The sequence below is a fragment of the Polaromonas sp. genome (assembly GCF_012927455.1).
Lineage (GTDB): Bacteria > Pseudomonadota > Gammaproteobacteria > Burkholderiales > Burkholderiaceae_C > Polaromonas.
The window spans coordinates 38,799-61,681 of the sequence record NZ_JABBPE010000021.1; the positions used below are offsets into that span (position 1 = coordinate 38,799).

A 22,883-nucleotide genomic window follows, 5' to 3' on the forward strand; every position below is an offset into this window, starting at 1 on the left:
TGGCGTTGATTATAGAAGCAGTCTGTGGCGCGCCATAGGGCAGACGCGCCCGCCAATCACGGTCGCAGGTAGGCCCAGCCTTCGCCCTGCTTTTTCATGATCTCGGACACGCCGGATGGCACATAGCCGATGGCGGGCAGCATGTCGGGCTTGGTTAACTTCTGGCCGCGCATGGTGTTTTCGCAGGCCAGCACTTTCACGTTGGCCTTTATGGCGTCGGCAAGGCGTACGCTGCTTGGTGACCCGAGCTTGAGCATGCCAATGCCCGGACCGAAGGCGACGATTTCGATGTCCACGTTGGCGGCGCCCACGTCGTCCTGCAGGTTCTTGACGTTATTGAGTGCCAGGTTCCACAGCGCCGGGTCGCTGTCGCTGACCTGAACCACGACCTTATGGCGTTTTTGGCCTGTAGGCCCCGTGTTTTGTGCGTGAGCAGCTATTAAAAAAGGAGCATTCAGGGCCAACCCACTGAGCAGCCCAACTTGAATTAGAAGTCTGCGGTTCATTTGAGGATGTCTCCCAGGCAAAGGTATTTCATTTCCACATATTCTTCCATGCCGTGGCTGGAACCTTCTCGGCCCAACCCGGATTGTTTGACGCCGCCGAAAGGCACGTGTTCGGTGGCAATCACGCCGACGTTGATGCCGACCATGCCGTATTCCAGCGCCTCGGCCACGCGGAAAATGCGGCCGACATCTCTGCTGTAGAAGTAGCTGGCCAGGCCAAACTCGGTGTTGTTGGCCGCGTCAATGGCCTCCTGTTCGGCCTTGAAGCGGAACACCGGCGCGAACGGGCCAAAGGTTTCTTCCCTGGCGCACAGCATGTCGGCGCTGGCTTCGGAGATCACTGTCGGCTCGAAGAACTGGCCTTGCAGCTTATGCCCGCCCACCAGCAGCTTGCCGCCCTTGGCAATCGCGTCGGCCACATGGCGCTGTACCTTGGCAATCGCCGCGTCTTCGATCAGCGGGCCTTGTGCCACGCCTTCTTCAAAGCCGTTGCCTACCTTGAGCAGCTTGACCTTGGCGGCGAACTTTTCAACAAACTGGTCATACACACCGTCCTGCACATAAATGCGGTTGGCGCAGACGCAGGTCTGACCGGCATTGCGGTACTTGCTGGCCATGGCGCCTTCCACGGCGGAGTCCACGTCAGCATCGTCGAACACGATGAAGGGCGCATTGCCGCCCAGTTCCAGTGACAATTTTTTGACCGACGGCGCGCTCTGCGCCATCAGGATACGGCCGACTTCGGTGGAGCCGGTAAAGCTGATGTGGCGCACCACATCGCTGGCGCAAAACACCTTGCCGATGGCAATCGAGTTGTCGCCGTCGGCGCTCAAAAGATTCAACACACCCGCCGGAATGCCGGCGCGCATGGCCAGTTCGGCAGCGGCCAGCGCGGTCAGCGGCGTCAGTTCGGCCGGTTTGATGACCACCGGGCAGCCCGCGGCGAGCGCCGGAGCCACCTTGCGTGTGATCATGGCCAGCGGAAAGTTCCAGGGGGTGATGGCGGCGCACACGCCAATCGGCTGCTTGAGCACCATCAGGCGACGGTTGTTGTCAAACTGCGGCAAGGTTTCGCCGTTGACGCGTTTGGCTTCTTCGGCAAACCACTCGACAAAGCTGGCGCCGTAGGCGACTTCCCCCTTGGCTTCGGCAAAAGGCTTGCCCTGCTCGGCGGTCATGATGCGGCCCAGGTCTTCCTGGTTGGCCATCAGCAACTGGTACCACTTCATGAGGATGGCATGGCGCTCCTTGCCGGTCTTGCTGCGCCAGGCCGGCCAGGCGGCATTGGCGGCGGCAATCGCGGCTTCGGCGTCGGCCGGGCCGAGGTTGGCGACATCGGCCAGTTTGCTGCCATTGGAGGGATCGTTCACATCAAAACGGCTGGCCCCCTTGACCCATTTTCCGTTGATCAGTGCATCGGTCTTGAGCAGGCTGGGGTCATTGAGCAACGAAAGCGGAGATGTTTTCATGTCCATGGGAATTCCTTTTAAAGAAGCAGGCAATCTGAATTCGGTGCGGGAGGATGGCGACCGCAATTAGCAAGCTTACAACGAAGCGCTTTTATCGGTTTGTTACCGGTAATGCACGCCGGGCAGCACGCAGAGCATTTCAAACAGCAGGTTGGCGCCCAGCAGAGCGGTGTTGCCCGAAGCGTCGTAGGGGGGCGACACCTCGACCAAATCAGCGCCCACCAGGTTCAATCCGCGGCAGCCCCGGATGATTTCGAGCGCTTGCGGAACGGTCAGCCCGCCGATCTCGGGCGTGCCGGTACCGCCTGCAAAAGCCGGGTCTATGCCGTCAATATCAAAGCTCAGGTAGCAGGGCGCCTGGCCAATGGATTCGCGCACCCGCGCCATCAAGGGCGCAAGCGACTGGTACCAGACTTCGTGGGCCTGCACCACGGTGAAGCCTTGCTGCCGTGGCCAGTCGAAATCATCGGCGCTGTAGCCGCTGCCGCGCAGACCGATCTGCCAGACCTTGTTGGCCTGCAGCAGTCCTTCTTCTACCGCGCGCCTGAACGGCGTTCCATGAGCGATACGCTCGCCGAACATATCGTCGTTGACGTCAGCATGTGCGTCCACATGTACCAGCGCCACCGGGCCGTGGCGCTTGGCCAGCGCACGCAGGATGGGCAGCACGATGGTGTGGTCGCCGCCCAGCGTCAGTGGCTTGCAACCGGTGTCAATGACCGGTTGGTAGTGCCGCTCGATGATCTCGATCGACTTGTCCAGGTTGTAAGTGTTGATCGCTACATCGCCCAGATCGGCCACCTGCAGGGCGTCGAAGGGCGCTGCGCCGGTGGCCATGTTGTAGGGACGGATCAGGCTTGATTCCGCACGGATCTGGCGCGGTCCGAAGCGCGTGCCCGGCCGGTGGCTGGTGCCAATGTCCAGCGGCACGCCGATGAACGCGGCATCCAGCCCGGCCGCCTCGCTCAACATGGGCAGGCGCATCATGCTGGCCCAGCCGCCGAAGCGTGGCATGGTGTTGCCGCCCAGCGGTTGGTTAAAAATTTTGGGAGCTTGACTCATAAGTGACCCTTTCCTATGACCGTTACTTGACGCGTCCCCGCAACCACTCCAGCACCATCATCAGCGCGGCGGTGAACAGGATGAGAAGCGTGGCAACGGCGGCAATAGTCGGCGAGATGTTCTCGCGGATGCCGGTAAACATCTGGCGCGGCAGTGTCCCCTGCGTCGGACCGGCCAGAAACAGCGTGACCACCACCTCGTCGAAAGAGGTGGCAAACGCAAACAGCGCGCCCGATATAACCCCGGGCGCAATCACCGGCAGGGTGACGCGAAAAAAGGTTTGCAGCGGTCCGGCGCCCAGGCTCAGGCTGGCCTTGACCAGGTTTTGGTTGAAGCCCTGCAGCGTTGCCATCACGGTTGTCAGCACAAAGGGCGCGCCGAGCGCCGCATGCACCAGCACCAGCCCGGTGTAGGAGTCGGACAGGCCGATGCGCGCAAAAAACAGGTAAGTGCTGACACCCACCACCACGATAGGCACCACCATTGGCGCGATCAACAAGCTGGTGAGCAGGCCCTTGCCGAAAAACTGCACGCGCGCCAGGCCGACCGCCGCCAGCGTGCCCAGCGTCGTGGCAATCACGGTTGCCAGCGGTGCCACGATGAAGCTGTTGCGCGTGGCGCGGGCCCAGTCCTCCGAGGCAAACAACTCCTGGTACCAGCGCAGCGACCAGCCTGGAATCGGGTAAGCCAGAAACGAGGAGTTGCTGAATGACAGGGGAATGATGACGAGGATGGGCAGCAGCAGAAAAAGCAGCACGCCGGCGCAAAGCAGCCGCAGGCCGTACCAGCCTAGCTTGTCAACGAGCGTGTAGTAGGCCGGGAAAACGTGGAAAACAGCAGATTTCATGTCGGTTCAGCCCAGGCTCAGCTCGGCTTTTGCGAAGCGGCGGTAAAAGGCGTACAGCACCAGCGTGGCCGTCAGCAAGACAGAACCCAGCGCGCAGGCCATGCCCCAGTTAATTTCGACATTGGTGTACTGAGCCACGTAATAGCTCAGCATCTGGTCGCCCGGGCCGCCCAGCAGGGCCGGGGTGACGTAGTAGCCAATCGAGGTGATGAACACCAGCAGTCCGCCGGCGGCCATGCCCGGGTAGGTTTGCGGGACATAAACGCGAAAGAATGCGGCCAGAGGAGCGCTGCCCAGCGACACGGCGGCGCGCACGTAGTTGGTCGGCACCGACTTCATCACGCTGTAAAGCGGCAAAATCATAAAGGGCAGCAGGATGTGCACCATGGCAATGATGACGCCCAGCCGGTTGAACAGCAGCGGCACCGGCATATCGGTGAGACCCGTGAACATTAAGAAGCGATTGACCAGCCCGTTCGATTGCAGCAGCACGATCCAGGCGGCGATGCGTACCAGTACCGAGGTCCAGAACGGCAGCAGCACCAGAATCATCATCAGGTTGGCGCGCCGCTCGCTCAGGGTGGACATCCAGTAAGCCAGCGGATAGCCCAACGCGATGCACAGCAGCGTGACGATGGCGCTAATCGAAAAAGTACGCAGCAAAATGTCGCTGAAGGCCGCTTCGCCTGCGCCCACGCGCACGATGTCGCCCTGGGCATCGCGTTTCAGGTCCACTGCGGTCAGCAGGTAGTCGGGCGTCCAGCGCGAACTGTTCTTGGCAATCGCCCACCAATAGGGCAATTCCGCCCAGCGCGGGTCATGCGCCAGCAGTTTTTCCTTGGCTTGGGCAGGGCTCAATCCGGTGCCCAGCGGCAGGGCGCGGTAGGTACTCATGATGAGCGAGCGTGCGCCACCGATCTCGCTGTTAAGACGGCGCGCCAGCACGCCGGCTTGCGCTGTCTCTGGAATCGCTGTCAAGTCGGCCAGCAATGCGGCGTAGGCGGCGTCGGGTGGCGCGGTTTTGCGATCCCAGCCCGCAAGCGTTTCGCCGGTTCGGCCCAGCGTGCCGGCGACTTCGGGGTTTTCCACCGCCCGCACCAGCAAAGCCCCCAGCGGCACCAAAAAGGTGACCGCCAGGAACAACAGCAGTGGCAGGGTCAGCGCCATGGCACGCAGGCGCTTGCGGCGCTCCACCCGGCGCAGCTGGACGGCCAGGGCCGGTCCGGCGGCGCCATGCGGGGTAGGCGGCGCCATGGGCGTCATAGGCAGGGAAGCCGTTGCGGTCATGCGCGCGCCCTTTTCATACCGGGTTTACTGTGCGGCCCAGGCGGCGAAGCGTTTTTCCAGCGCCTCGCCCTGGTCGGCCCAGAACGAGATGTTGAACTGCAGCGCGTCCTTGCTGTTGGCCGGGGACGTCGGCAGCAACGCCAGCACCTTGGGGTCCAGCTTGGCCAGCGCCTTGTTGTTGGTCGGGCCGTAGGAGATGTTGCGCGCGTATTCGGCCTGCGCATCAGGCGTAGAGGCCATGGCGATAAATTTCACGGCCAGGTCCTTGTTAGGCGTTCCCTTGGGCATTACCCAGTAGTCCAGGTCGTAAATGCCGCCGGTCCAGCTGATCTTGAGGTTCTTGCCCTCGCGCTGGGCGGCGTCAATGCGGCCGTTGTAGGCGGTGGTCATGACCACGTCGCCGGCCACCAGGAATTGCGGCGGCTGCGCACCGGCTTCCCAGAACTGGATGCTTGGCTTGAGTTCCGTGAGTTTCTTGAAGGCGCGCTCCGCGCCGTCTTTGGTTCCCAGCACCTTGTAAACGTCGGCGGTTTTCACGCCGTCGGCCATCAGGGCAAATTCGAGGTTGTAGCGAGCGCCCTTGCGCATGCCGCGTTTGCCGGGGAATTTCGTGGTGTCCCAGAAATCTGCCCAGGTGGTCGGGGCGGTCTTGAGCTTGTCGCCGTTGTAGGCCAGCACGGTGGACCAGATAAACACGCCGACGCCGCATTCGTGCACGGCGGCTGGTTGGAAGTCGGCCTTGCTGCCCACTTTGGACCAGTCCAGCTTCTCGAACAGGCCTTCATCGCAACCCCGGTTGAGGTCCGGGCTTTCGACCTCGACGACATCCCAGCTGATCTTCTTGGCTTCGACCATGGCTTTGATCTTGGCCTGCTCGCCGTTGTATTCGACTTGCACGATCTTGCCGGCGCCGGATTTTTCGAAGGGCTCGAAATAGGCCTTTTTCTGGGCGGCGCCGTTGGCCCCACCAAAGTTAACCACGGTCAACTGGTTTTGCGCGAGCACCGGCAAGGCGATGCTGGCAGCTAGTGCAAATATCAGGGGCTTGAGTCTCATGGGATTTCCTTGGGTTGGACGTTGAAAAAACGGTAGCTAAAAACGCCGCTTGTCAGCGGTACACACGCAGGTGTTCTTCGGGGGCATGGACCTGTATGGTCTGGCCGGGTTTGGGCAGCTGGTGATGCGCCAGCGGCATCTTGATGGTGGCGTCGGGCTGGCCGGGCAGCTCACAGCGCAGGCGCAGGTGGTCGCCAAAATACATGATGTCGGCGACCCGGGTCTCGAAGGTGTTGGCGGCAGGTACCTGCGTAATCTGCAGCCGCTCCGGGCGGATACCGCACTGCACCGTTTCCCCCACTTGGGCGCCGTTGACGTTGAAGCCGCGCATCTGCACGCCGGTGGGCAGACGCACCTCGCACTGGCTGCCGTCCAGCCGGATCACTTCGGCCTGCATCACGGTTCGGTCGCCGACAAAGCCGGCCACGAAGCGGTTGACCGGCGTCTCATACAAACGGTCGACGCTATCGATCTGCTGAATCTGCCCGTCACTGAAAACAGCTACGCGGTCGGACATGGTCAGCGCTTCGGTCTGGTCGTGGGTGACATAGACGAAAGTCACCCCCAGGCGGCGGTGCAGCGCCCTCAGTTCAATCTGCATGTGTTCGCGCAGCTGCTTGTCCAGCGCGCCCAGCGGTTCGTCCATCAGCACCAGTTGCGGGTCAAACACCAGCGCGCGCGCCAGCGCCACGCGCTGCTGCTGGCCGCCCGAAAGCTGCGACGGGTAGCGCGTGCCCATGCGGCCGAGCTGCACCATGTCGATCGCGCGCGCCACCTTGGCCTCGCGTTCGGCAGCCGGCAGCTTGCGCACCGTCAGCGGGTAAGCGATGTTGTCGGCCACCGTCATGTGGGGAAACAGCGCGTAGTTCTGAAACACCATGCCGAAGTTGCGCTTATGCGGCGGCGTGCGGGTGATGGGAACGCCGTTCAGGCTGATTTCACCGGCCGTGGGCGACTCGAATCCGGCCAGCATCATCAACGTGGTGGTCTTGCCCGAGCCTGAAGGGCCGAGCAGCGACAAAAATTCGCCCTGCCGGATATCCAGGTTCAGGTCACGCACCACCAAATTGATGCCGTCGTAGGTTTTTTGAACGCCGGTAAAGCTCACCAGTGCTTGGGTTTTGTTCATTCGAATGTTGGCCTGCTATGAATTTCGAGTTTCAGATGGGTAGCCGTGAACTTCAACGCAAGTTTAGTGCCGCAGCTGCATCAAGCCAAGGTGTCAGGCCAAGGCGTCAAAGCAGGCGGCCATGATGGCCAGGCCCTCGTCGAGCAGCGCGTCGCTGGCGGTCAGCGGCACCAATATACGGATGACGTTGCCATAATTGCCGCAGGTCAGCAGAACCAGCCCGCGAGCCGCTGCGTCAGTCGCTATGCGCTTGGCCAGGTCGGCGTCGGGCTGTTTCACGTCGCCGTTTTTGAACAGTTCTATCGCCACCATGGCGCCCAGACCGCGCACGTCGCCAATGCAGGCATGGCGAGCCGCCATGGCTTTCAGTCCGGCACTTAGGCGCTGGCCGACATCGCGGCTGCGTTGCAGCAGGTTTTCCTTTTCAAACACATCCAGCACGGCCAGGGCGGCGGCGCAGGCAACCGGACTGCCGGCGAAGGTGCCGCCCAGTCCGCCCGGTGCGGCGGCATCCATCACCTCGGCGCGGCCGACCACGGCGGAAATCGGAAAGCCGCCGGCCATTGATTTGGCCATGGTGATGAGGTCAGGCGCGACGCCGCTTTGTTCCACCGCAAACCAGGTGCCGGTACGCCCTGCGCCCGTTTGTATCTCGTCAACAATCAGCAAAATGCCGTAGCTGTCGCACAGCGTGCGCAGACGCTGCAGCAATTCTGGCGGCGCGACGTGAAAGCCGCCTTCGCCCTGCACCGGCTCGATGATGATGGCGGCAACGCGGCTGGCCTCGATGTCGTTCTTGAAAATGGCCTCGACCGATGCCATTGAGTCATCCACCGTCACGCCGTGCAGCGCATTGGGGAAAGCGGCGTGAAATATCTCAGCCGGGAAAGGGCCAAAGCCGGTCTTGTAAGGGGCGACCTTGCCCGTCATGGCCAGCGTCAGCAAGGTGCGGCCATGGTAGCCACCGGCAAAACAGATGACGCCCGAACGCTTGGTGGCGACGCGGGCAATCTTGATGGCGTTTTCGACTGCTTCGGAACCGCTAGTCAGGAACAGCGTCTTTTTGGCAAAGTCGCCCGGCGCCTTGGCGTTGATGCGTTCGGCCAGTTCGATATAAGGCTCATAGGCCAACACCTGAAAGCAGGTGTGGGTATAGCGGTCGAGCTGGTCCTTGACCGCCTGAATCACGGCCGGGTGGCGATGGCCCGTGTTGAGCACGGCTATGCCGCCGGCAAAATCGATGAAGCGGCGGCCTTCCACGTCCCAGATTTCCGCGTTTTCGCCGCGGGCAATGAAGATCTGGTGGCTTTGGCCCACACCGCGCGGAATGGCGGCCTCGCGGCGGGCGAACAGGGCGGCGTTGGTCAAATGGGGTTCACGGTGCATGATGGTTCCTTGGTAATAGGGGCGGCTTCCCGTCGGTCTTTCGAGCCTATGGCCGTACTTTAGGTGCTGTTTAGCGGCGTTAACATATACAGATCACGCGTGCTGCGCGGTGTACTGTGCTGCCAGCACGCCCTGTACATACAAACCCTTGCACCAAATTGGGCCTAGCCTTCATGTTTGTACTCAATCCCCAGTCAACTGTCGCACTGGTTACCCAGATAGTGGGGGGATTTCGCCAAATGGTAGAAGACGGATCTTTGCGCGCCGGTGCCAAATTACCCTCCATCCGCCAGTTTGCCCATGCCCATGGCGTGAGCGTCTACACCGTGGTTGATGCCTATGACCGGCTGGTGGCGCTGGGTTACTTTCAGTCGCAGGCGAATTCAGGATTTTTCGTTCGCAGCCGCGTCAGCCAGGGAACGCTGTCCATGGAGGCATCGAGCCAATACAGTTTTGACTCGATGTGGTACTTGCGCCGCATTTTTGAAAACCGCGCGCTGCGCAGCAAACCGGGCTGCGGCTGGCTGCCCGGCGACTGGCTGTTTACTGAAGGAATGCGGCGCAGCCTGCGCAATCTGACCTCGGAAGATGTCGATCTGGGCGGCTATGGCGAACCCAAGGGTTATCTGCCATTGCGCCAGGTGGTGCGCGACCTGCTCGCTTCCCGTGAAGTCCTCGTGAATGCTGAGCAGGTTCTGCTGACCCAGGGCTCCAGCCAGGGCCTGGACCTGGCCGCGCGCCAGCTGGTGCGACCGGGCGACGCCGTGCTGGTCGACGAGCCGGGCTATGCCAATTTGCTTTTTGCCCTGCGGTTTTTGGGCGCTCGCCTGGTGGGCGCGCCACGCACGCCAGCGGGCTACGATCTTGATACGCTGGAAGCCCGCATCATCGAACACCGGCCCAAGGTATTTTTTACCCAGCCGCGCCTGCAAAGCCCCACCGGCTCCACCGCCGTGCTGTCGCATTTGCACCGGGTGCTGCAGCTGGCTGAAAAGTATGATTTCATTGTTGTGGAAAACGACATTTATGCCGATCTTGACCCTGAGTCGCGGCCGTCGCTGGCCAGCCTGGACCAGTTGAAGCGGGTGATTTACATCAGCAGTTTTTCCAAAACCATTTCGCCCAATATTCGCGTCGGCTATCTGGCCGCCAACCCCGAACTGCTTGAAGACCTGGCACGACTGAAGATGATTTCGGGCCTGACCTCGTCCGAGTTCACCGAGCGCCTGGCTTACGGCGCGCTGATCGACGGCCGCTGGCGCAAACACATCAAGACTCTCAGGGACCGGCTGTCGCTGGGCCAGCAACTTCTGGCCAGCCGCTTGCTGGCGTTGGACTTTGAATTGTTCAGCGAACCCAAGGCTGGCATGTTTTTGTGGGCGCGTCACCCGGCCGTTCAAAACGCGGGCGAACTGGCTTACAAAGCGGCTGAGCGGGATATTCTGCTTGGCCCGGGCCACCTGTTCTCGGTCGATCTGGAGCCCAGCCCTTGGCTGCGTTTCAATGTGGCCTGGGCCGACGACGAAGCCGTGCTGTATTTTCTGGCCATGCTCAAGGCCAGCTAGCACCAGACCGAGGGCGTACCCCGAACTGCAGGCACGGGCCAGCCGTACTGCGTTTTACCTGCGTTGTTTCTTGCGGGTGAACTCAATGCCAGTTCAACTGCTTTTTTTACCGACGCCGGCGCGCGGTCAAAAAGGCGGAGAAAAAACCAGCCTGCGGCATTGGTAATTTTTCACATTTCAAGAGTAGATTTCTCTACATCTTTTGATTTTCATCCGATTTATAGTCTTTTTCAGCGACGAATTCGCCAAAAATGAAAAGGGGAGGGAAGCATGAACGCAGTGTCAGCTGACGAGGACGGCGCAGGCTTGGAAAACCTGCCGCCAAATGGAGCGCCTGAGGGCAGGGTGACCGGCATGGGCCGGCATCCTGCCAGCGCATTGGACGATGCATCTGCCAGCTTTTGGGCTGATAGCCTCAGCTACTGGGCGATGCGTGCCGAGGCGCTGCAAGGTCGATAGCTGCTGACGGCCGCATTCGCCGGCTGGTGGCAAATATTCTTAAAAAGAAGGTTTTCCAACTGAAATGCAGGGAGGTCAAATCATGAAAGAATTTATGACTTTGGGCGGGCGCAAACAACAACAGGCAAGGAATGGCAATGCGTTCAGCCACTCGCGCAGCCAGCGGCAGCCCAGCTCCGGTAGCCCGGTTTCCATCATCCACACCACGACTTACCGGCGTCGCGAGCGCACGCTCGACGCCGTGATTGCTATAAGTTTCGTAGCATTGTGCGCCCTGGTGGGCTGGGCGGGCGCTTCATATCTCTGACTTAAAGGGACCCGGACTGCGGGTCGCCTTTTGGCAGCAGCCTACGCCCGTGGTCATGGGCCAACCGACTTGAGATCACCGCATCTGCCCCCCGCCGTAAACCATTGCGACGTTGCCCGGTCTTGCCGCTTGGCTTGGCACTAGCCGCAGGCTGCCGCCAAGGCCGTGCTGGCCGCGCCGACAGCGCCTCGCAGGCCAGTTGCCTATGTCCAAACTTATAATCAGCCAGCCAGTGCAGGGCTATCTGCGCTGGCTACGCACGGGCCGGCCCACGGCTGCGCCGCCTTCACGTCTTTATCACGTCTGATCATCCAGCCCACCTTCCGCCATGACCACACCCAGCCCTACTGCCAGCACTACCGTCGCCACCGTCGCCGACATCCGCAAGACCTTTCTTGATTTCTTCGCGTCGAAAGGCCATACCGTGGTGACTAGCAGCTCGCTGGTGCCCGGCAACGATCCGACGCTGATGTTCACCAACTCGGGCATGGTGCAGTTCAAGGATGTGTTTCTCGGCAGCGACAAGCGCTCCTACGTGCGGGCCGCCTCGGTGCAGGCCTGCCTGCGTGCCGGCGGCAAGCACAACGACCTGGAAAACGTCGGCTACACGGCGCGCCACCACACCTTTTTCGAGATGCTGGGCAACTGGAGCTTTGGCGACTATTTCAAGCGCGACTCGCTCAAATGGGGCTGGGAGCTGCTGACCGAGGTCTACAAGCTGCCGCCCGAGCGCCTGCTGGCCACCGTCTACCAGGACGACCAGGAGGCCTACGACATCTGGACCAAAGAGATTGGCCTGCCGCCCGAACGCGTGATCCGCATTGGCGACAACAAGGGAAAAAAGTACGCGTCCGACAACTTCTGGATGATGGCCGATACGGGGCCGTGCGGCCCGTGCTCCGAGATTTTTTACGACCACGGTGACCACATTCCCGGCGGCCCGCCGGGCAGCCCCGGCGAGGACGGTGACCGTTTCATCGAAATCTGGAACCACGTGTTCATGCAGTTCGACATGCAGCCCGATGGCAGCCTGGTCAATCTGCCGGCGCCCTGCGTTGACACCGGCATGGGGCTGGAGCGGCTGGCCGCCATCCTGCAGCATGTGCACAGCAATTACGAGATCGATATTTTTGACGCGCTGATCAAGGCGGCCGCGCGCGAGACCGGCTGCACTGATCTGGACAACAAGAGCCTGCGCGTGATTGCCGACCATATCCGCGCCACCGCCTTTCTGGTCAGCGACGGCGTCAATCCGTCCAACGAAGGCCGCGGCTACGTGCAGCGCCGCATCATTCGCCGCGCGATTCGCCACGGCTACCAGCTCGGCAAAAAGACGCCTTTTTTCCACAAGCTGGTAGCCGACCTGGCCAGGCTGATGGGCGACGCCTATCCGCGACTGGCCACCGACGAAAAGCGAATCATCGCGGTGCTGAAAGCCGAGGAAGAGCGCTTTTTCGAGACGCTGGAAATCGGCATGCAGATTCTGGATGCTGCGCTGGCCGGTGGCGTCAAGCTGCTGCCAGGCGAAGTGGCCTTCAAACTGCACGACACCTACGGCTTTCCGCTCGACCTGTCAGCCGACGTGTGCCGCGAGCGCGGTGTGGCAGTCGACGAAGCCGGCTTTCATGCCGCTATGGACAAGCAGAAAAATCAGGCGCGCGCCGCCGGCAAGTTCAAGATGGACCGCGCCCTCGACTACAGCGGCGAAGGCCACGCCTTCACCGGCTACGAACTGCTCGAAGAGTCCGCCAGGGTGGTGGCGCTCTACGCCGACGGCGTCGCGGTACCGTCGCTGAGCGTCGGACAAAGCGGCGTCGTGGTGCTGAATACCACGCCTTTTTACGCCGAGAGCGGTGGCCAGGTCGGTGACCAGGGCCGCATTGTGGCGGGCCAGACCACCAAGGATGCGCAATTCGAAGTGCAGGACACGCAAAAAATCAAGGCCGATGTGTTTGGCCACCATGGCGCCGTGAGCTACGGCACTTTGAAAGTAGGCGATGCCGTGACCGCGCAAGTCAATGCCGCCGTGCGCCACGCCACCGTGCGCAACCACAGCGCGACGCATTTGATGCACAAGGCGCTGCGTGAAGTGCTGGGCGAGCATGTGCAGCAAAAGGGCAGCCTGGTCAACGCCGAGCGCACGCGCTTTGACTTTGCGCACAGCGCGCCGGTTACCGACGAGCAGATCCGCGAAATCGAGGCGCGCGTTAACGCCGAAATCCTCGCCAACGTGGCCGCCGAGGCGCGCGAGATGGACATGGACGCCGCCCAGAAAACCGGCGCCATGATGCTGTTCGGCGAAAAGTACGGCGACACCGTGCGCGTGCTGAGCATCGGGTCAAGTAAAGAACTGTGCGGCGGCACCCATGTGGCGCGCACCGGTGACATCGGCCTGTTCAAAATCGTCGCTGAAAGCGGTGTGGCGGCCGGCGTGCGCCGCGTTGAAGCCGTCACCGGGGGAAACGCGCTGGCTTACCTGCAGTCGCTCGAAGCCACCGTGCAGGCCGCCGCCGGCACGCTCAAGGCCAGCCCGTCCGGGCTGCAAAACCGCATTGGCCAAGTGCTGGACCAGATGAAATCGCTGGAAAAAGAGGTCGCCGCGCTCAAGGGCAAGCTGGCGTCTTCGCAAGGGGACGAGCTGATGCTGCAAGCCGTTGACGTCAAGGGGCTGAAGGTGCTGGCCGCACGGCTTGAAGGCGCTGACGCCAAAACGCTGCGTGACACCATGGACAAGCTCAAAGACAAGCTGAAAACCGCGGTGATCGTGCTGGCAGCGGTCGAGGGCGACAAGGTGCAGATCGCCGCTGGCGTCACCAACGACGCTACCTCCAAGGTCAAGGCCGGCGAGCTTGTCAACTTTGTCGCCCAGCAGATCGGCGGCAAAGGCGGTGGCAAGGCCGACCTGGCGATGGCCGGTGGCAGCGAGCCTGCCAAGCTGGACTCAGCGCTGGCGAGCGTGACAGCCTGGGTTTTCGCCAAGCTTTGATTTGCTATTAATTTAGTAGCTGCTTACGCCCGTGTAGTATGGGCTATAGGCTGATTGCAGCGGAAAAAATGTGTGGAGGAGTTACGGGGCGGGCATAGCCCACCAAAGTAGCTTGAACCCTGCACACGGTGGCTCGTGTGAGCGTGGGCAATGCCCACCCTACAAGGTCGCTGAGCTACTGCATCGCGCAACGTTCATTCCAGCAAAAAGTTTTTTCGGCTCGCCGTCTCCAGCGCGCCGTCCACTTCGGTTTCATCTTTCAGCGCAACACCGCTCAGTTGCCGCTGCCGCGCCTGCACCAGCAGGTAGTGCAGCTTGAAGGCGGCCTGCTGGTAAGCCAGACCGCCAGTGCGCACGTTGGAGATGCAGTTGCGGCTGGCGTCCAGCAGCCCGACGCGTGGCATCCAGGTCAGATACAAGCCCATGCTGTCCGGTGCGCTCAAACCCGGCCGCTCGCCGATCAACACCACCACCGCCCTGGCGCCCAGCAGTTCGGCCACTTCGTCGCCAATCGCCACCCGCCCCTGCTGCACGATGCACAGCGGCGCGACCGACCAGTTGTCTGGCGCCATCTTGTCCTGCAAGCACAACAGCAAAGGCGCGGCATGCTGTTCAATCGCCAACGCCGACAGGCCGTCCACCAGCACCAGCGCCAGGTCGTAGCGGCGCTCTGCCTGCGGGCTTGCAGAGGCATTGCCTGGCAGATGTTCCAGCAAACCGCGTGAAGCCGCGTCCAGCCGCCGCCCCAGGTCAGGGCGCTGCAGGTAGATGTTGCGGTCTGCGGCGGCGCTGTGCAGGCTCAAGCAGGGCGAGCGCTGCCCTTTCAAAGCGGCATCCAGGGTTTGCGCCAGCCGGGGCGCATCCAGCGCCAGCTGCACGGCGTCACGCGCCTGGGCGTGCGCCAGCTGAAATGCCAGATGCGCCGCGCTCGGCAAGCTGACCCCGGCGCGCCCCAGCGCAATGCGGGCATCGGTGAACTGGCGCAGCGCTGCCCAAGGGTTGAAAATGACAGTCGGTTTTTCAGGGTCCATCGGGGCCTAAGGCAGACGCAGCAGCGCCTTTTGAAAAGCCGGTGGCAGCGTTGCGTTCAAGCGGAACTGATCGTCGCGGCTGAAGATCTGCATCTGCTGCAGCCAGGCCTCAAACTCCGGCGCGGGGCGCAGCCCCAGCACCCGGCGCGCGTACAGCGCGTCATGAAAAGAGGTGGTCTGGTAATTGAGCATGATGTCGTCCGAGCCCGGAATCCCCATCACAAAGCTACAGCCGGCCACGCCCAGCAGGGTCAGCAGCACGTCCATGTCGTTCTGGTCGGCCTCGGCATGGTTGGTATAGCAGACGTCGCAGCCCATCGGCAGCCCCAGCAGCTTGGCGCAAAAATGGTCTTCCAGTCCGGCGCGGATGATCTGTTTGCCGTCAAACAGGTACTCTGGCCCGATGAAGCCGACGACGCTGTTGACCAGCAGCGGCTTGAACTGGCGCGCCACCGCGTAGGCCCGCGCCTCGCAGGTTTGCTGGTCCAGCCCGTGGTGCGCCTGGGCCGACAGCGCGCTGCCCTGGCCGGTCTCGAAGTACATCACGTTGTCACCCAGCGTGCCGCGCTGCAGCGACAGCGCCGCGCTGCGCGCCTCGCCCAGCAGCGCCAGGCTGACGCCAAAGCTGCGGTTGCTGGCCTCGGTGCCGCCTATGGACTGAAACACCAGGTCGACCGGCGCGCCCCGCTCGATGGCCGCTATCGTGTTGGTCACATGCGTCAGCACGCAGGACTGGGTCGGTATCTGGTACTGGCTGATGATGTCGTCCAGCATCGTCACCAGCTTGATGACCTGCTGCAGGTTGTCAGTGGCCGGGTTGATGCCTATCACCGCATCGCCGCTGCCGTACAGCAGGCCGTCAAGCAGGCTGGCGGCAATTCCGGCGGCGTCATCAAGCGGGTGGTTGGGCTGCAGCCGGGTCGCCAGGCGGCCGGGCAAGCCAATAGTGTTGCGAAAGCGGGTGACCACGCTGCATTTTTTTGCCACCAGAATCAGGTCCTGGTTGCGCATGATCTTGCACACGGCGGCGGCCATTTCCGGCGTGATGCCCGGTGCCAGCGCGGCCAGTTGCGCACTGTCCACGTCGTCGCCCAGCAGCCAGTTGCGAAAGTCGCCCACCGTGAGGTGGCTGACCGGCGCAAAGGCGGCGCCGTCGTGGCTGTCGATGATCAGCCGGGTGATGTCGTCGTCTTCATAAGGAATCAGCGCCTCGCTGAGAAAGGTCGCCAGCGGCAGCTCTGCCAGCGCCATTTGCGCCACCGCCCGCTCCTCGGCATTGCGCGCGGCCACGCCCGCCAGCAGGTCGCCCGAGCGCTTAGGCGTGGCCTTGGCCATCAGGTCCTTCAGGTCGCGAAAACCATAGCGCCGGCTGCCGACGGTGTGGGTGTACTGATGCGCTTGCACGGGGGCCTTCCGCTAATGGGTTGCCAGGCTGGCCAGCCGCGCTTCCGAGTCGCAACTGCACGGCCTGAACGCTATCAAAATAATAGCTACCTGCGCCCGTTCCTATTGGGCTAGAGGCCTATTTCATCAATAATTTCAGCAAATATGCCGGTAAAGCGTTTCAGACCGCGGCCCAGAACACGGCAAAGCGCTGCTGCGAGTCGGTCCAGTGCTCAATCTGCCGAAAGCCCGCCAGCTGCAGCAGCGTGGACATGCCATCGAGCGTGTACTTGTAGGAGTTCTCGGTGTGGATGCGCTCACCCGCGCTGAAGCGCCGTTGCTGGCCGGGCCAACGCACGTTCAGTTCGCAAACGGCTTCCAGGTGCATTTCGATGCGCGACTGCACGGCGTTGAACAGCGCCACATGGCGCCACTGGCGCAAGTCAAAATTGGACTGCAGCGCGTCGTTGACGTTAAGCAGCAGGTTTTTATTGAACGCCGCCGTCACGCCCAGCGCATCGTCGTAGGCCGCCTCCAGCGTCGCGGGGTCCTTGACCAGATCAATGCCCAGCAACAGGCCGCGCGCCTGGCCGCGTGCCGGATTGGCCATGTCGCTCAAAAACAGCAAAGCCTCGTCGGGCCGAAAGTTGCCCAGACTGGAGCCCGGGTAGAAAAACACCCGATCCTCACTTTGCACTTGCGGAGGCAGGGTAAGCCCAGCCGAAAAGTCCATGCCCACGCCGACGATGTCGAGCGCGGGAAAGCTCATTTGCACCTGCGCGGCGGCGTCTTTCAAAAAATCCACCGAGATGTCAACCGGCACATACTGGCGCGGCCGCAGGTGGGGAATCAGCGCCATGGCCTTGGCGCAGTTGCCTGCGCCCAGGTCAATCAGGCAGGGGTTTTGAAGGCCTCGCTGCGCCAGCGCGGCGGCGATTTGCGCATGAGAGGCTTCAAAAATAGCGGCCTCAGTGCGCGTCGGGTAGTACTCGGCCAGTCCCGTGATGGCCTCGAACAGCTTGGAGCCCAGCGCGTTGTAAAAGTATTTGGGCGAGACGCGCGCCGCCTCGGCGCTCAGGCCATCGCTAAGCGCTTGCAGGGCGTCGCTACGGTCGCTGGAGTCGCTGTCGAGGTGGATGAACTGGGGCGCTGCAGCCGTCGGGGCAAGCGGGAAGTCGGAGAGGGTGAGTGGCGGTTTCACGATCAGGTCGGCTCTGTGGTGATAAAGAAGACAATATAAAAGCAGATCAGCTAGTGCGTTTGTAGGACTGATTCGCCTCGCGCGCAAGACCTTGCCGGCCTGCGGGCGCGTCTGCTTTGCTACGCTCTGCTCTGTGACTGGCCTGACTAACAGGCTGCAGCGCGAAATTTTTTGCTACCATTTTTTACCAAATTCTTTGGTTCGATTTGTCCTCCAGCTCTTCACCCATGCCTACCGACTCCCCTCGCGACTCTTTTTCCCGCCGCTATTTTCTGCAAGCAGCGCTGGCCACCGCCAGCGCCACCGCGCTGCCGACGGGGGCACAAGGCCTGCAGGGGCCGGCCTATGAGGTCACCAGCTGGGCCGGCCCGGTGGCGGGCTTTGCGCTGGCAGACAGCACTGGCAAAACCTGGCGCCTGGCTGATCTCAGCGGGCGGGCCGTGTTGCTTAATTTTTGGGCCAGCTGGTGCGAACCCTGCCGTGCCGAAATGCCGACGCTGCAGCAGGTGGCCGACCTGTACGGCCCCGACAAGCTGCTGGTGCTGGCGATCAATTTCAAGGAGCCGGTGGCGCGCGCGCTGCGCTTTGCCCAAAGCACCGGCTTGAGCCTGCCGATACTGCTCGATGCCGATGGGCAGGTGGCGCGCCGCTGGGGTGTGAAGGTCTTTCCCACCACGCTGCTGCTCGACCGCCGTGGCCGTCCGCAGCAGCGCGTGCAGGGCGAAGTCGACTGGACCGGTAGCGCGGCCGAAAAGCTGATTGCCGGCCTGCTCAAATCTTGAGCTGCCAGCGTCTGCCCCGGCCAGCGCCGCTCTCAACGAAATTTTCAACTTGCAGGGATAATTACAGAGCCACTTGCTTGCTACTTGCCACTTTTTCCTAGAAGCCGCATCTCATTTGCTGGTACACCCTTGCAATAACTTCTGGGCGCATTTTTACCTGCGCCCATGCACGTTAGCCTTTCCTCACCGGAGATCTCTTGATGACCACCGTACGCCGTAGTTTTCTGAAAAACAGCGCTGCCACCGCCCTGGCTGCTGCTTTGCCTTCGCTCAATTTCGCCCAGGCGCCCGCACCCGCACCCGCGCGCAGCAACTTTGCACCGCAAAGCGGCGGCTGGCGCACTTTTGACGTGACGACCCGCGTCGACATCGTCAAACCCGACGGCGTCACCAAGGTGTGGTTGCCGATTCCCTCGGTCAACAGCGACTACCAGCATTCGCTGGACAACAGTTTCTTCAGCAACGGCAGCAGCAGGCTGATGCAAGACGGTCAGTACGGCGCCAAGATGCTATATGCCGAATTTAGCGCCGGCGAGGCCAAGCCTTTTGTCGAGCTGACCAGCCGTGTGCAGACGCAGGGCCGCGCGGTCGACTGGTCGCAAAAAACCGCAGAGCCGGAAGCGGCCGACACGCTGCGCTATTTCACCCGGCCCACCCGCTGGATTCCGACCGACGGCATCGTGCGCAAGACCGCGCTGGACGCCACGCGCGGCGCCAAAACCGACGTTGAAAAAACCCAGAAGCTTTACGACTGGATCGTCGCCAACACTTACCGCGACCCCAAGGTGCGCGGCTGCGGCGAAGGCGACATCAAGACCATGCTGGAGACCGGCAATCTGGGCGGCAAATGCGCCGACCTGAACGCGATATTTGTCGGCCTGTGCCGCGCTGTCGGCGTGCCGGCACGCGATGTCTATGGCGTGCGCCTGGTGCCCTCGGCCTTTGGCTACAAGGAACTGTCGGGCAACCCGGCCAGCCTCAAGGGCGCGCAGCACTGCCGCTCCGAGGCCTACCTCAAGGGCTACGGCTGGGTCGCGATGGACCCGGCCGACGTGGCCAAGGTGATGCGTCTGGAGACCGCCGATTGGATCAAGAACGTGATCGATCCGGTGGTGGCACCCGTCAACAAGGCGCTGTTTGGCGGCTGGGAAGGCAACTGGATGGCCTACAACACCGCGCACGATGTGGCCCTGCCGCAATCGAGCGGCGAGCGGCTGGGCTTTTTCATGTACCCGATGGCCGAGAACGCCGGCGGCCGCTTTGACCCCTACGCGCCTGATGATTTCAAGTACCAGATCACGGCGAAAGAGATCCTGGCCTGAGTCGAACCGCGAAAGCATGGTGGCTGCCGCGCCGATGCCGCCGTGATTGAGGCGCCGCACTGAACGAATCGCCCCTTCCGGAAAACCGCGTTGCCGCCTTGGACGCGGCGCGCGGGTTCGCGTTGCTCGGTGTCGCGGTGGTGAACGCACACGCGTTCAACATCGGATTTGCCGGTGGCAACTACGCCTGGGACCGGGCTTTAACCGCGCCTGATCGCGTAGCTGAATTGCTATCCAACCTGGTCTTTGCGCACCGCTCCTTTCCGATGCTCGCGTTTTTGCTGGGAGTCGGGCTTGTCCTGCAAACCCGCACGCTGGCAAGACCCGAGGTGAGCAGTGCCCTTTTTGGGCGGTATATGGCGCTGCTTCTGGTGGGTGTCGCCCATGGCCTGCTGCTGTGGCCTGGTGACATTCTGGCCGCCTACGCCATCATCGTGCTGACACTGGCCCGCTACGCGGTCGCGTGGTCGGGCACCGCAGTCAAGCTTGTGCTGGGTGTGCTTTTCACGGCCACGTTCGCGACAACGACTTATTGGGCGTTTGGCGACCAGAGCCCCCTGCGGTGCGGGCCGGACGCCATGTCTATGGAGGCCTCTTTCGCGCAAGGCAACTGGCTGACGGCGCGCGGGCAAGGTGCGGCCGAGTTTCTGATCAACGGGCTTCTTGGTCACGCGCTGAATCCGGTGTTCTGGGCCCTCGTCTTGCTGGGAGTGTGGTGCGCACGAAGCGCCGCGTTCTGGCAGCATCTTCGCCAGCCGTCGTTTTTTCATCCGGTGGTGCTCGCCAGTGCGGCGGTGCTGGCCTGGTCGACGGCCGCGGAATGGACATTCGGGCGTGCGGGTGCCTGGTCATCACTAGGGTGCCAGGGCGGCGTCGTGTCTCAATTCTTGCTGGCAGAAACCACCACGCCTTTTGTGTGCATTCCCGTCCTGCTGACGCTATTTGCGTGGCTTGCCCAACGTTACCCCCGAGCGCCAGCGTTGATGCGGCTGATGGCGGTCGGCCGTGCGCCGCTCACGATGTTTCTGGGCCAGTCGATTGTTTTTTCGGTTTTGTTCAGTCAGACTTTTCTGGGCTTGCATGGTCACCTGGGGCGCGCGGGCGTGTTGCTGATTGCCTTGCTCACCTTCATGCTGCTGGCAGCGTGGATCGACTATCGCTACCTTGGGCGCGGCCGGGTGCCTCCCGGCGAGCGCCTGTGGCGCGCCATGGCGCGGCGGTTTTCCCGCAGCCGGTGAAGGCTACGGCCACTCGCCGAGGCGCAGCGCACTGTCAAATCGTCGTTGCTGCCCCGTGATCGGGTCCGTGAACGTGATCGACCTGGCCAGCAACTGAAGCGGGTGTTCGAAGTCGTCGGCTGGTGTGACGCTCACCGGCGGGTACATGTGGTCATTCAAAATCGGCAGGCCCAGCGCATTCATGTGCACGCGCAGTTGGTGTTTTTTGCCGGTGACCGGGCTCAGCGCGTAACGTGCCAGCTGGCCGCGGACTTCCAGAATATCGATGTGGGTTTCGCTGTTGGGCGCGCCTGGCACTTCATGCTGCCGAAAAAACGGCTCGCCTTCTTCAATTCGTGTTTGTCGGACGATGGGAAACACCAGATCGCTGCGCCACGGCGCAATCGCCTCGTAGTGTTTACGAATGCTGTGCTGCCTGAACAGAACCTGGTAGGCGTTGCGGTCCGAGGGCCGCACCGAGAACAGCACCAGCCCGGCGGTTTCGCGGTCGATGCGGTGAAGCGGCGTCAGGCTGTCCAGTCCCAGCTGGTTTTTCAAGCGCACCAGCAGGGTTTCCTGCAGGTAGTGGCCGGAGGGCGTGACGGGCAAAAAATGCGGTTTGTCGGCCACGACCAGGTGCTCGTCCTGAAACAGCACGGCGGCTTCAAACGGAATGCGTGTCTCGTCAGCCAGCGCGCGGTAGTAATACAGGCGCATGTGGCCGCGGTAAGTGCGCTGCGGTGTGACAGCGGCGCCAAACTCATCGACCACCAGCCCGGCCGCCATCCGCTCCAGCCAGGTTCGCCGCGAGATGGCGGGGAAGCGCTCGACCAGAAAATCAGTGAAGGTTGGCCAGTTGCCTGCCGGCAGGCCGACGCAGCTCGGGCTCACGCCGTGGCGGGTGGGCAGGCCGCCATAGATCATCGAGCCCCCACGCTGGTCGCTTCGCGTACTGTGCTTCCCCCCGAGGGGGCTGTCCGGCCTTGGGGCGGCCCCGCGATCGGACTGAACTTGCTCACACCCGCCTGAACACCAGGTCCCAGACACCGTGCCCGAGCTTGATGCCGCGGTTTTCAAACTTGGTCAAAGGCCGGTAATCAGGCTTGGGCGCATAAGCACCAGCCGTGTTTTTCAGCAAGGGCTCGGCGCTCAGCACTTCAAGAATCTGCTCGGCATAAGGCTGCCAGTCGGTGGCGCAGTGCAGGTAAGCGCCGGGTTTGAGGCGGGCTGCCAGCTTGGCGATCAGCGGCGGCTGGATGAGCCGGCGTTTGTTGTGTTTTTTCTTGTGCCACGGGTCAGGAAAGAAAATATGCACGCCGTTCAGGCTGGCAGGCGCCAGCATGTGGTCGATCACTTCCACGGCATCGTGCTGCAGGATGCGGATGTTGCTTAGGGCCTGCTCGTCAATGCGCTTGAGCAGCGCGCCGACGCCGGGCGTATGCACCTCGCAGCACAGGAAATTCGTTTCCGCCATCAGTGCCGCAATGCTCGCCGTGGCTTCCCCCATGCCAAAGCCGATCTCCAGAACGGTGGGCGCCGTGCGAGCGTACACGGCGGCCAAGTCGATGGGCGCTGCGGCGTAAGGCAGCAAAAACCTGGGGCCGACATCGGCAAAGGCCTTGGCCTGGCCCAGCGTGGTGCGGCCAGTGCGCCTGACAAAGCTGCGGATGGTGCGCGGATGGCTGACTTCAGCGGGGGCGCCATCGACGGCGGGTGAGGCGGATGGCGTGGGCGGCTGAGGCGGTTTGGAGGTGGGGGTTTCAATCACCTGCCAATTTTAGTGCGGCCAAGCCCGCCGAAATTGAGGCTGCCCCTACCAAGATGGAGATCGACCGCTTTGTATCAGGCGCGGGCGATTGATGTCGAGCCTTGACCTTTCTCACTGGAA

General features: G+C 62.3%; 20 protein-coding genes. 7 read left to right on the forward strand and 13 right to left on the reverse strand.

Annotated elements, in window-relative coordinates:
• Positions 1-56: 56 nt before the first annotated feature.
• The 8 genes from HHJ18_RS19735 to gabT form a co-directional block, all read right to left on the reverse strand.
• Positions 57-506 (reverse strand): DsrE family protein, encoded by a 450-nt coding sequence (locus tag HHJ18_RS19735; RefSeq protein ID WP_296918053.1) that lies wholly within the window; start codon positions 504-506, stop codon positions 57-59.
• Entirely contained in the window at positions 503-1,981 is a 1,479-nt protein-coding gene (locus HHJ18_RS19740; RefSeq protein WP_296918055.1) for an NAD-dependent succinate-semialdehyde dehydrogenase, read from the reverse strand. The genes HHJ18_RS19735 and HHJ18_RS19740 overlap by 4 nt, the downstream gene beginning before the upstream one ends.
• Before the next feature lie 96 nt (positions 1,982-2,077).
• Positions 2,078-3,037 (reverse strand): agmatinase, encoded by a 960-nt coding sequence (gene speB, locus HHJ18_RS19745; protein ID WP_296918057.1) that lies wholly within the window; start codon positions 3,035-3,037, stop codon positions 2,078-2,080.
• A 22-nt stretch (positions 3,038-3,059) separates the two neighbouring features.
• Positions 3,060-3,884, reverse strand: coding sequence for an ABC transporter permease (locus tag HHJ18_RS19750; protein ID WP_296918059.1), 825 nt, complete (start codon positions 3,882-3,884; stop codon positions 3,060-3,062).
• A 6-nt stretch (positions 3,885-3,890) separates the two neighbouring features.
• Positions 3,891-5,138 (reverse strand): ABC transporter permease, encoded by a 1,248-nt coding sequence (locus tag HHJ18_RS19755; protein ID WP_296918298.1) that lies wholly within the window; start codon positions 5,136-5,138, stop codon positions 3,891-3,893.
• Positions 5,139-5,195: 57 nt separating this feature from the next.
• Positions 5,196-6,227 (reverse strand): ABC transporter substrate-binding protein, encoded by a 1,032-nt coding sequence (locus tag HHJ18_RS19760; RefSeq protein WP_296918061.1) that lies wholly within the window; start codon positions 6,225-6,227, stop codon positions 5,196-5,198.
• A 52-nt stretch (positions 6,228-6,279) separates the two neighbouring features.
• Positions 6,280-7,356 (reverse strand): ABC transporter ATP-binding protein, encoded by a 1,077-nt coding sequence (locus tag HHJ18_RS19765; protein WP_296918063.1) that lies wholly within the window; start codon positions 7,354-7,356, stop codon positions 6,280-6,282.
• Positions 7,357-7,449: 93 nt separating this feature from the next.
• Positions 7,450-8,742, reverse strand: coding sequence for a 4-aminobutyrate--2-oxoglutarate transaminase (gene gabT, locus HHJ18_RS19770; protein ID WP_296918065.1), 1,293 nt, complete (start codon positions 8,740-8,742; stop codon positions 7,450-7,452).
• Positions 8,743-8,915: 173 nt separating this feature from the next.
• On the opposite strand from gabT, the gene HHJ18_RS19775 reads away from it, so the two are divergent.
• The 4 genes from HHJ18_RS19775 (at position 8,916) to alaS (ending at position 14,059) form a co-directional block, all read left to right on the forward strand.
• A complete protein-coding gene (locus HHJ18_RS19775; RefSeq protein WP_296918067.1) occupies positions 8,916-10,307 on the forward strand; it encodes a PLP-dependent aminotransferase family protein in 1,392 nt (463 codons plus the stop codon).
• A gap of 270 nt (positions 10,308-10,577) precedes the next feature.
• Positions 10,578-10,766, forward strand: coding sequence for a hypothetical protein (locus HHJ18_RS19780; RefSeq protein ID WP_296918068.1), 189 nt, complete (start codon positions 10,578-10,580; stop codon positions 10,764-10,766).
• Positions 10,767-10,848: 82 nt separating this feature from the next.
• Entirely contained in the window at positions 10,849-11,073 is a 225-nt protein-coding gene (locus tag HHJ18_RS19785; protein ID WP_296918070.1) for a hypothetical protein, read from the forward strand.
• A gap of 328 nt (positions 11,074-11,401) precedes the next feature.
• On the forward strand, positions 11,402-14,059 hold the full coding sequence (gene alaS / locus HHJ18_RS19790) for an alanine--tRNA ligase (RefSeq protein WP_296918071.1): 2,658 nt from the start codon (positions 11,402-11,404) through the stop codon (positions 14,057-14,059).
• A 194-nt stretch (positions 14,060-14,253) separates the two neighbouring features.
• Here the strand turns inward: alaS and eutC are convergent, their stop codons facing one another.
• The 3 genes from eutC to egtD all read right to left on the reverse strand — a co-directional run bounded on the left by eutC (position 14,254) and on the right by egtD (position 17,674).
• Entirely contained in the window at positions 14,254-15,090 is an 837-nt protein-coding gene (eutC, locus tag HHJ18_RS19795; RefSeq protein ID WP_296918074.1) for an ethanolamine ammonia-lyase subunit EutC, read from the reverse strand.
• Positions 15,091-15,096: 6 nt separating this feature from the next.
• Positions 15,097-16,494 carry an ethanolamine ammonia-lyase subunit EutB gene (locus HHJ18_RS19800; RefSeq protein WP_296918076.1) on the reverse strand — a complete coding sequence of 466 codons (1,398 nt, stop codon included), beginning with the start codon at positions 16,492-16,494 and terminating at the stop codon, positions 15,097-15,099.
• 160 nt (positions 16,495-16,654) lie between these two features.
• The gene (gene egtD / locus HHJ18_RS19805) at positions 16,655-17,674 is read right to left on the reverse strand and encodes an L-histidine N(alpha)-methyltransferase (RefSeq protein WP_296918078.1); all 1,020 of its coding nucleotides are present in this window, start codon (positions 17,672-17,674) and stop codon (positions 16,655-16,657) included.
• Positions 17,675-17,901: 227 nt separating this feature from the next.
• On the opposite strand from egtD, the gene HHJ18_RS19810 reads away from it, so the two are divergent.
• The 3 genes from HHJ18_RS19810 to HHJ18_RS19820 all read left to right on the forward strand — a co-directional run bounded on the left by HHJ18_RS19810 (position 17,902) and on the right by HHJ18_RS19820 (position 21,016).
• Positions 17,902-18,456: a TlpA disulfide reductase family protein gene (locus HHJ18_RS19810; protein WP_296918080.1), complete on the forward strand. Its 555-nt coding sequence runs from the start codon at positions 17,902-17,904 to the stop codon at positions 18,454-18,456.
• Between the two features lie 200 nt (positions 18,457-18,656).
• Complete coding sequence (locus HHJ18_RS19815) at positions 18,657-19,778, forward strand: transglutaminase family protein (protein ID WP_296918082.1); 1,122 nt, start codon at positions 18,657-18,659, stop codon at positions 19,776-19,778.
• A 140-nt stretch (positions 19,779-19,918) separates the two neighbouring features.
• Positions 19,919-21,016: a DUF418 domain-containing protein gene (locus HHJ18_RS19820; protein WP_296918084.1), complete on the forward strand. Its 1,098-nt coding sequence runs from the start codon at positions 19,919-19,921 to the stop codon at positions 21,014-21,016.
• A 3-nt stretch (positions 21,017-21,019) separates the two neighbouring features.
• On the opposite strand, the gene HHJ18_RS19825 is transcribed toward HHJ18_RS19820, so the two are convergent.
• Together HHJ18_RS19825 and trmB are read right to left on the reverse strand one after the other, a co-directional pair.
• Positions 21,020-21,919: an RluA family pseudouridine synthase gene (locus tag HHJ18_RS19825; RefSeq protein ID WP_296918086.1), complete on the reverse strand. Its 900-nt coding sequence runs from the start codon at positions 21,917-21,919 to the stop codon at positions 21,020-21,022.
• A gap of 91 nt (positions 21,920-22,010) precedes the next feature.
• Positions 22,011-22,763 (reverse strand): tRNA (guanosine(46)-N7)-methyltransferase TrmB, encoded by a 753-nt coding sequence (trmB, locus tag HHJ18_RS19830; RefSeq protein WP_296918088.1) that lies wholly within the window; start codon positions 22,761-22,763, stop codon positions 22,011-22,013.
• Between the last annotated feature and the right edge of the window lie 120 nt (positions 22,764-22,883).

What these genes read in the sequence shown, in the direction of transcription:
- HHJ18_RS19765 (WP_296918063.1), bottom strand. Translation starts at nt 7,356, where the DNA reads ATGAACAAAACCCAAGCACTGGTGAGCTTTACCGGCGTTCAAAAAACC.
- HHJ18_RS19785 (WP_296918070.1), top strand. Translation starts at nt 10,849, where the DNA reads ATGAAAGAATTTATGACTTTGGGCGGGCGCAAACAACAACAGGCAAGG.
- HHJ18_RS19740 (WP_296918055.1), bottom strand. Translation starts at nt 1,981, where the DNA reads ATGGACATGAAAACATCTCCGCTTTCGTTGCTCAATGACCCCAGCCTG.
- HHJ18_RS19815 (WP_296918082.1), top strand. Translation starts at nt 18,657, where the DNA reads ATGACCACCGTACGCCGTAGTTTTCTGAAAAACAGCGCTGCCACCGCC.
- HHJ18_RS19760 (WP_296918061.1), bottom strand. Translation starts at nt 6,227, where the DNA reads ATGAGACTCAAGCCCCTGATATTTGCACTAGCTGCCAGCATCGCCTTG.
- HHJ18_RS19780 (WP_296918068.1), top strand. Translation starts at nt 10,578, where the DNA reads ATGAACGCAGTGTCAGCTGACGAGGACGGCGCAGGCTTGGAAAACCTG.
- speB (WP_296918057.1), bottom strand. Translation starts at nt 3,037, where the DNA reads ATGAGTCAAGCTCCCAAAATTTTTAACCAACCGCTGGGCGGCAACACC.
- HHJ18_RS19750 (WP_296918059.1), bottom strand. Translation starts at nt 3,884, where the DNA reads ATGAAATCTGCTGTTTTCCACGTTTTCCCGGCCTACTACACGCTCGTT.
- HHJ18_RS19810 (WP_296918080.1), top strand. Translation starts at nt 17,902, where the DNA reads ATGCCTACCGACTCCCCTCGCGACTCTTTTTCCCGCCGCTATTTTCTG.
- gabT (WP_296918065.1), bottom strand. Translation starts at nt 8,742, where the DNA reads ATGCACCGTGAACCCCATTTGACCAACGCCGCCCTGTTCGCCCGCCGC.
- HHJ18_RS19775 (WP_296918067.1), top strand. Translation starts at nt 8,916, where the DNA reads ATGTTTGTACTCAATCCCCAGTCAACTGTCGCACTGGTTACCCAGATA.
- HHJ18_RS19735 (WP_296918053.1), bottom strand. Translation starts at nt 506, where the DNA reads ATGAACCGCAGACTTCTAATTCAAGTTGGGCTGCTCAGTGGGTTGGCC.
- HHJ18_RS19755 (WP_296918298.1), bottom strand. Translation starts at nt 5,138, where the DNA reads ATGGCGCCGCCTACCCCGCATGGCGCCGCCGGACCGGCCCTGGCCGTC.
- alaS (WP_296918071.1), top strand. Translation starts at nt 11,402, where the DNA reads ATGACCACACCCAGCCCTACTGCCAGCACTACCGTCGCCACCGTCGCC.
- eutC (WP_296918074.1), bottom strand. Translation starts at nt 15,090, where the DNA reads ATGGACCCTGAAAAACCGACTGTCATTTTCAACCCTTGGGCAGCGCTG.
- HHJ18_RS19825 (WP_296918086.1), bottom strand. Translation starts at nt 21,919, where the DNA reads ATGATCTATGGCGGCCTGCCCACCCGCCACGGCGTGAGCCCGAGCTGC.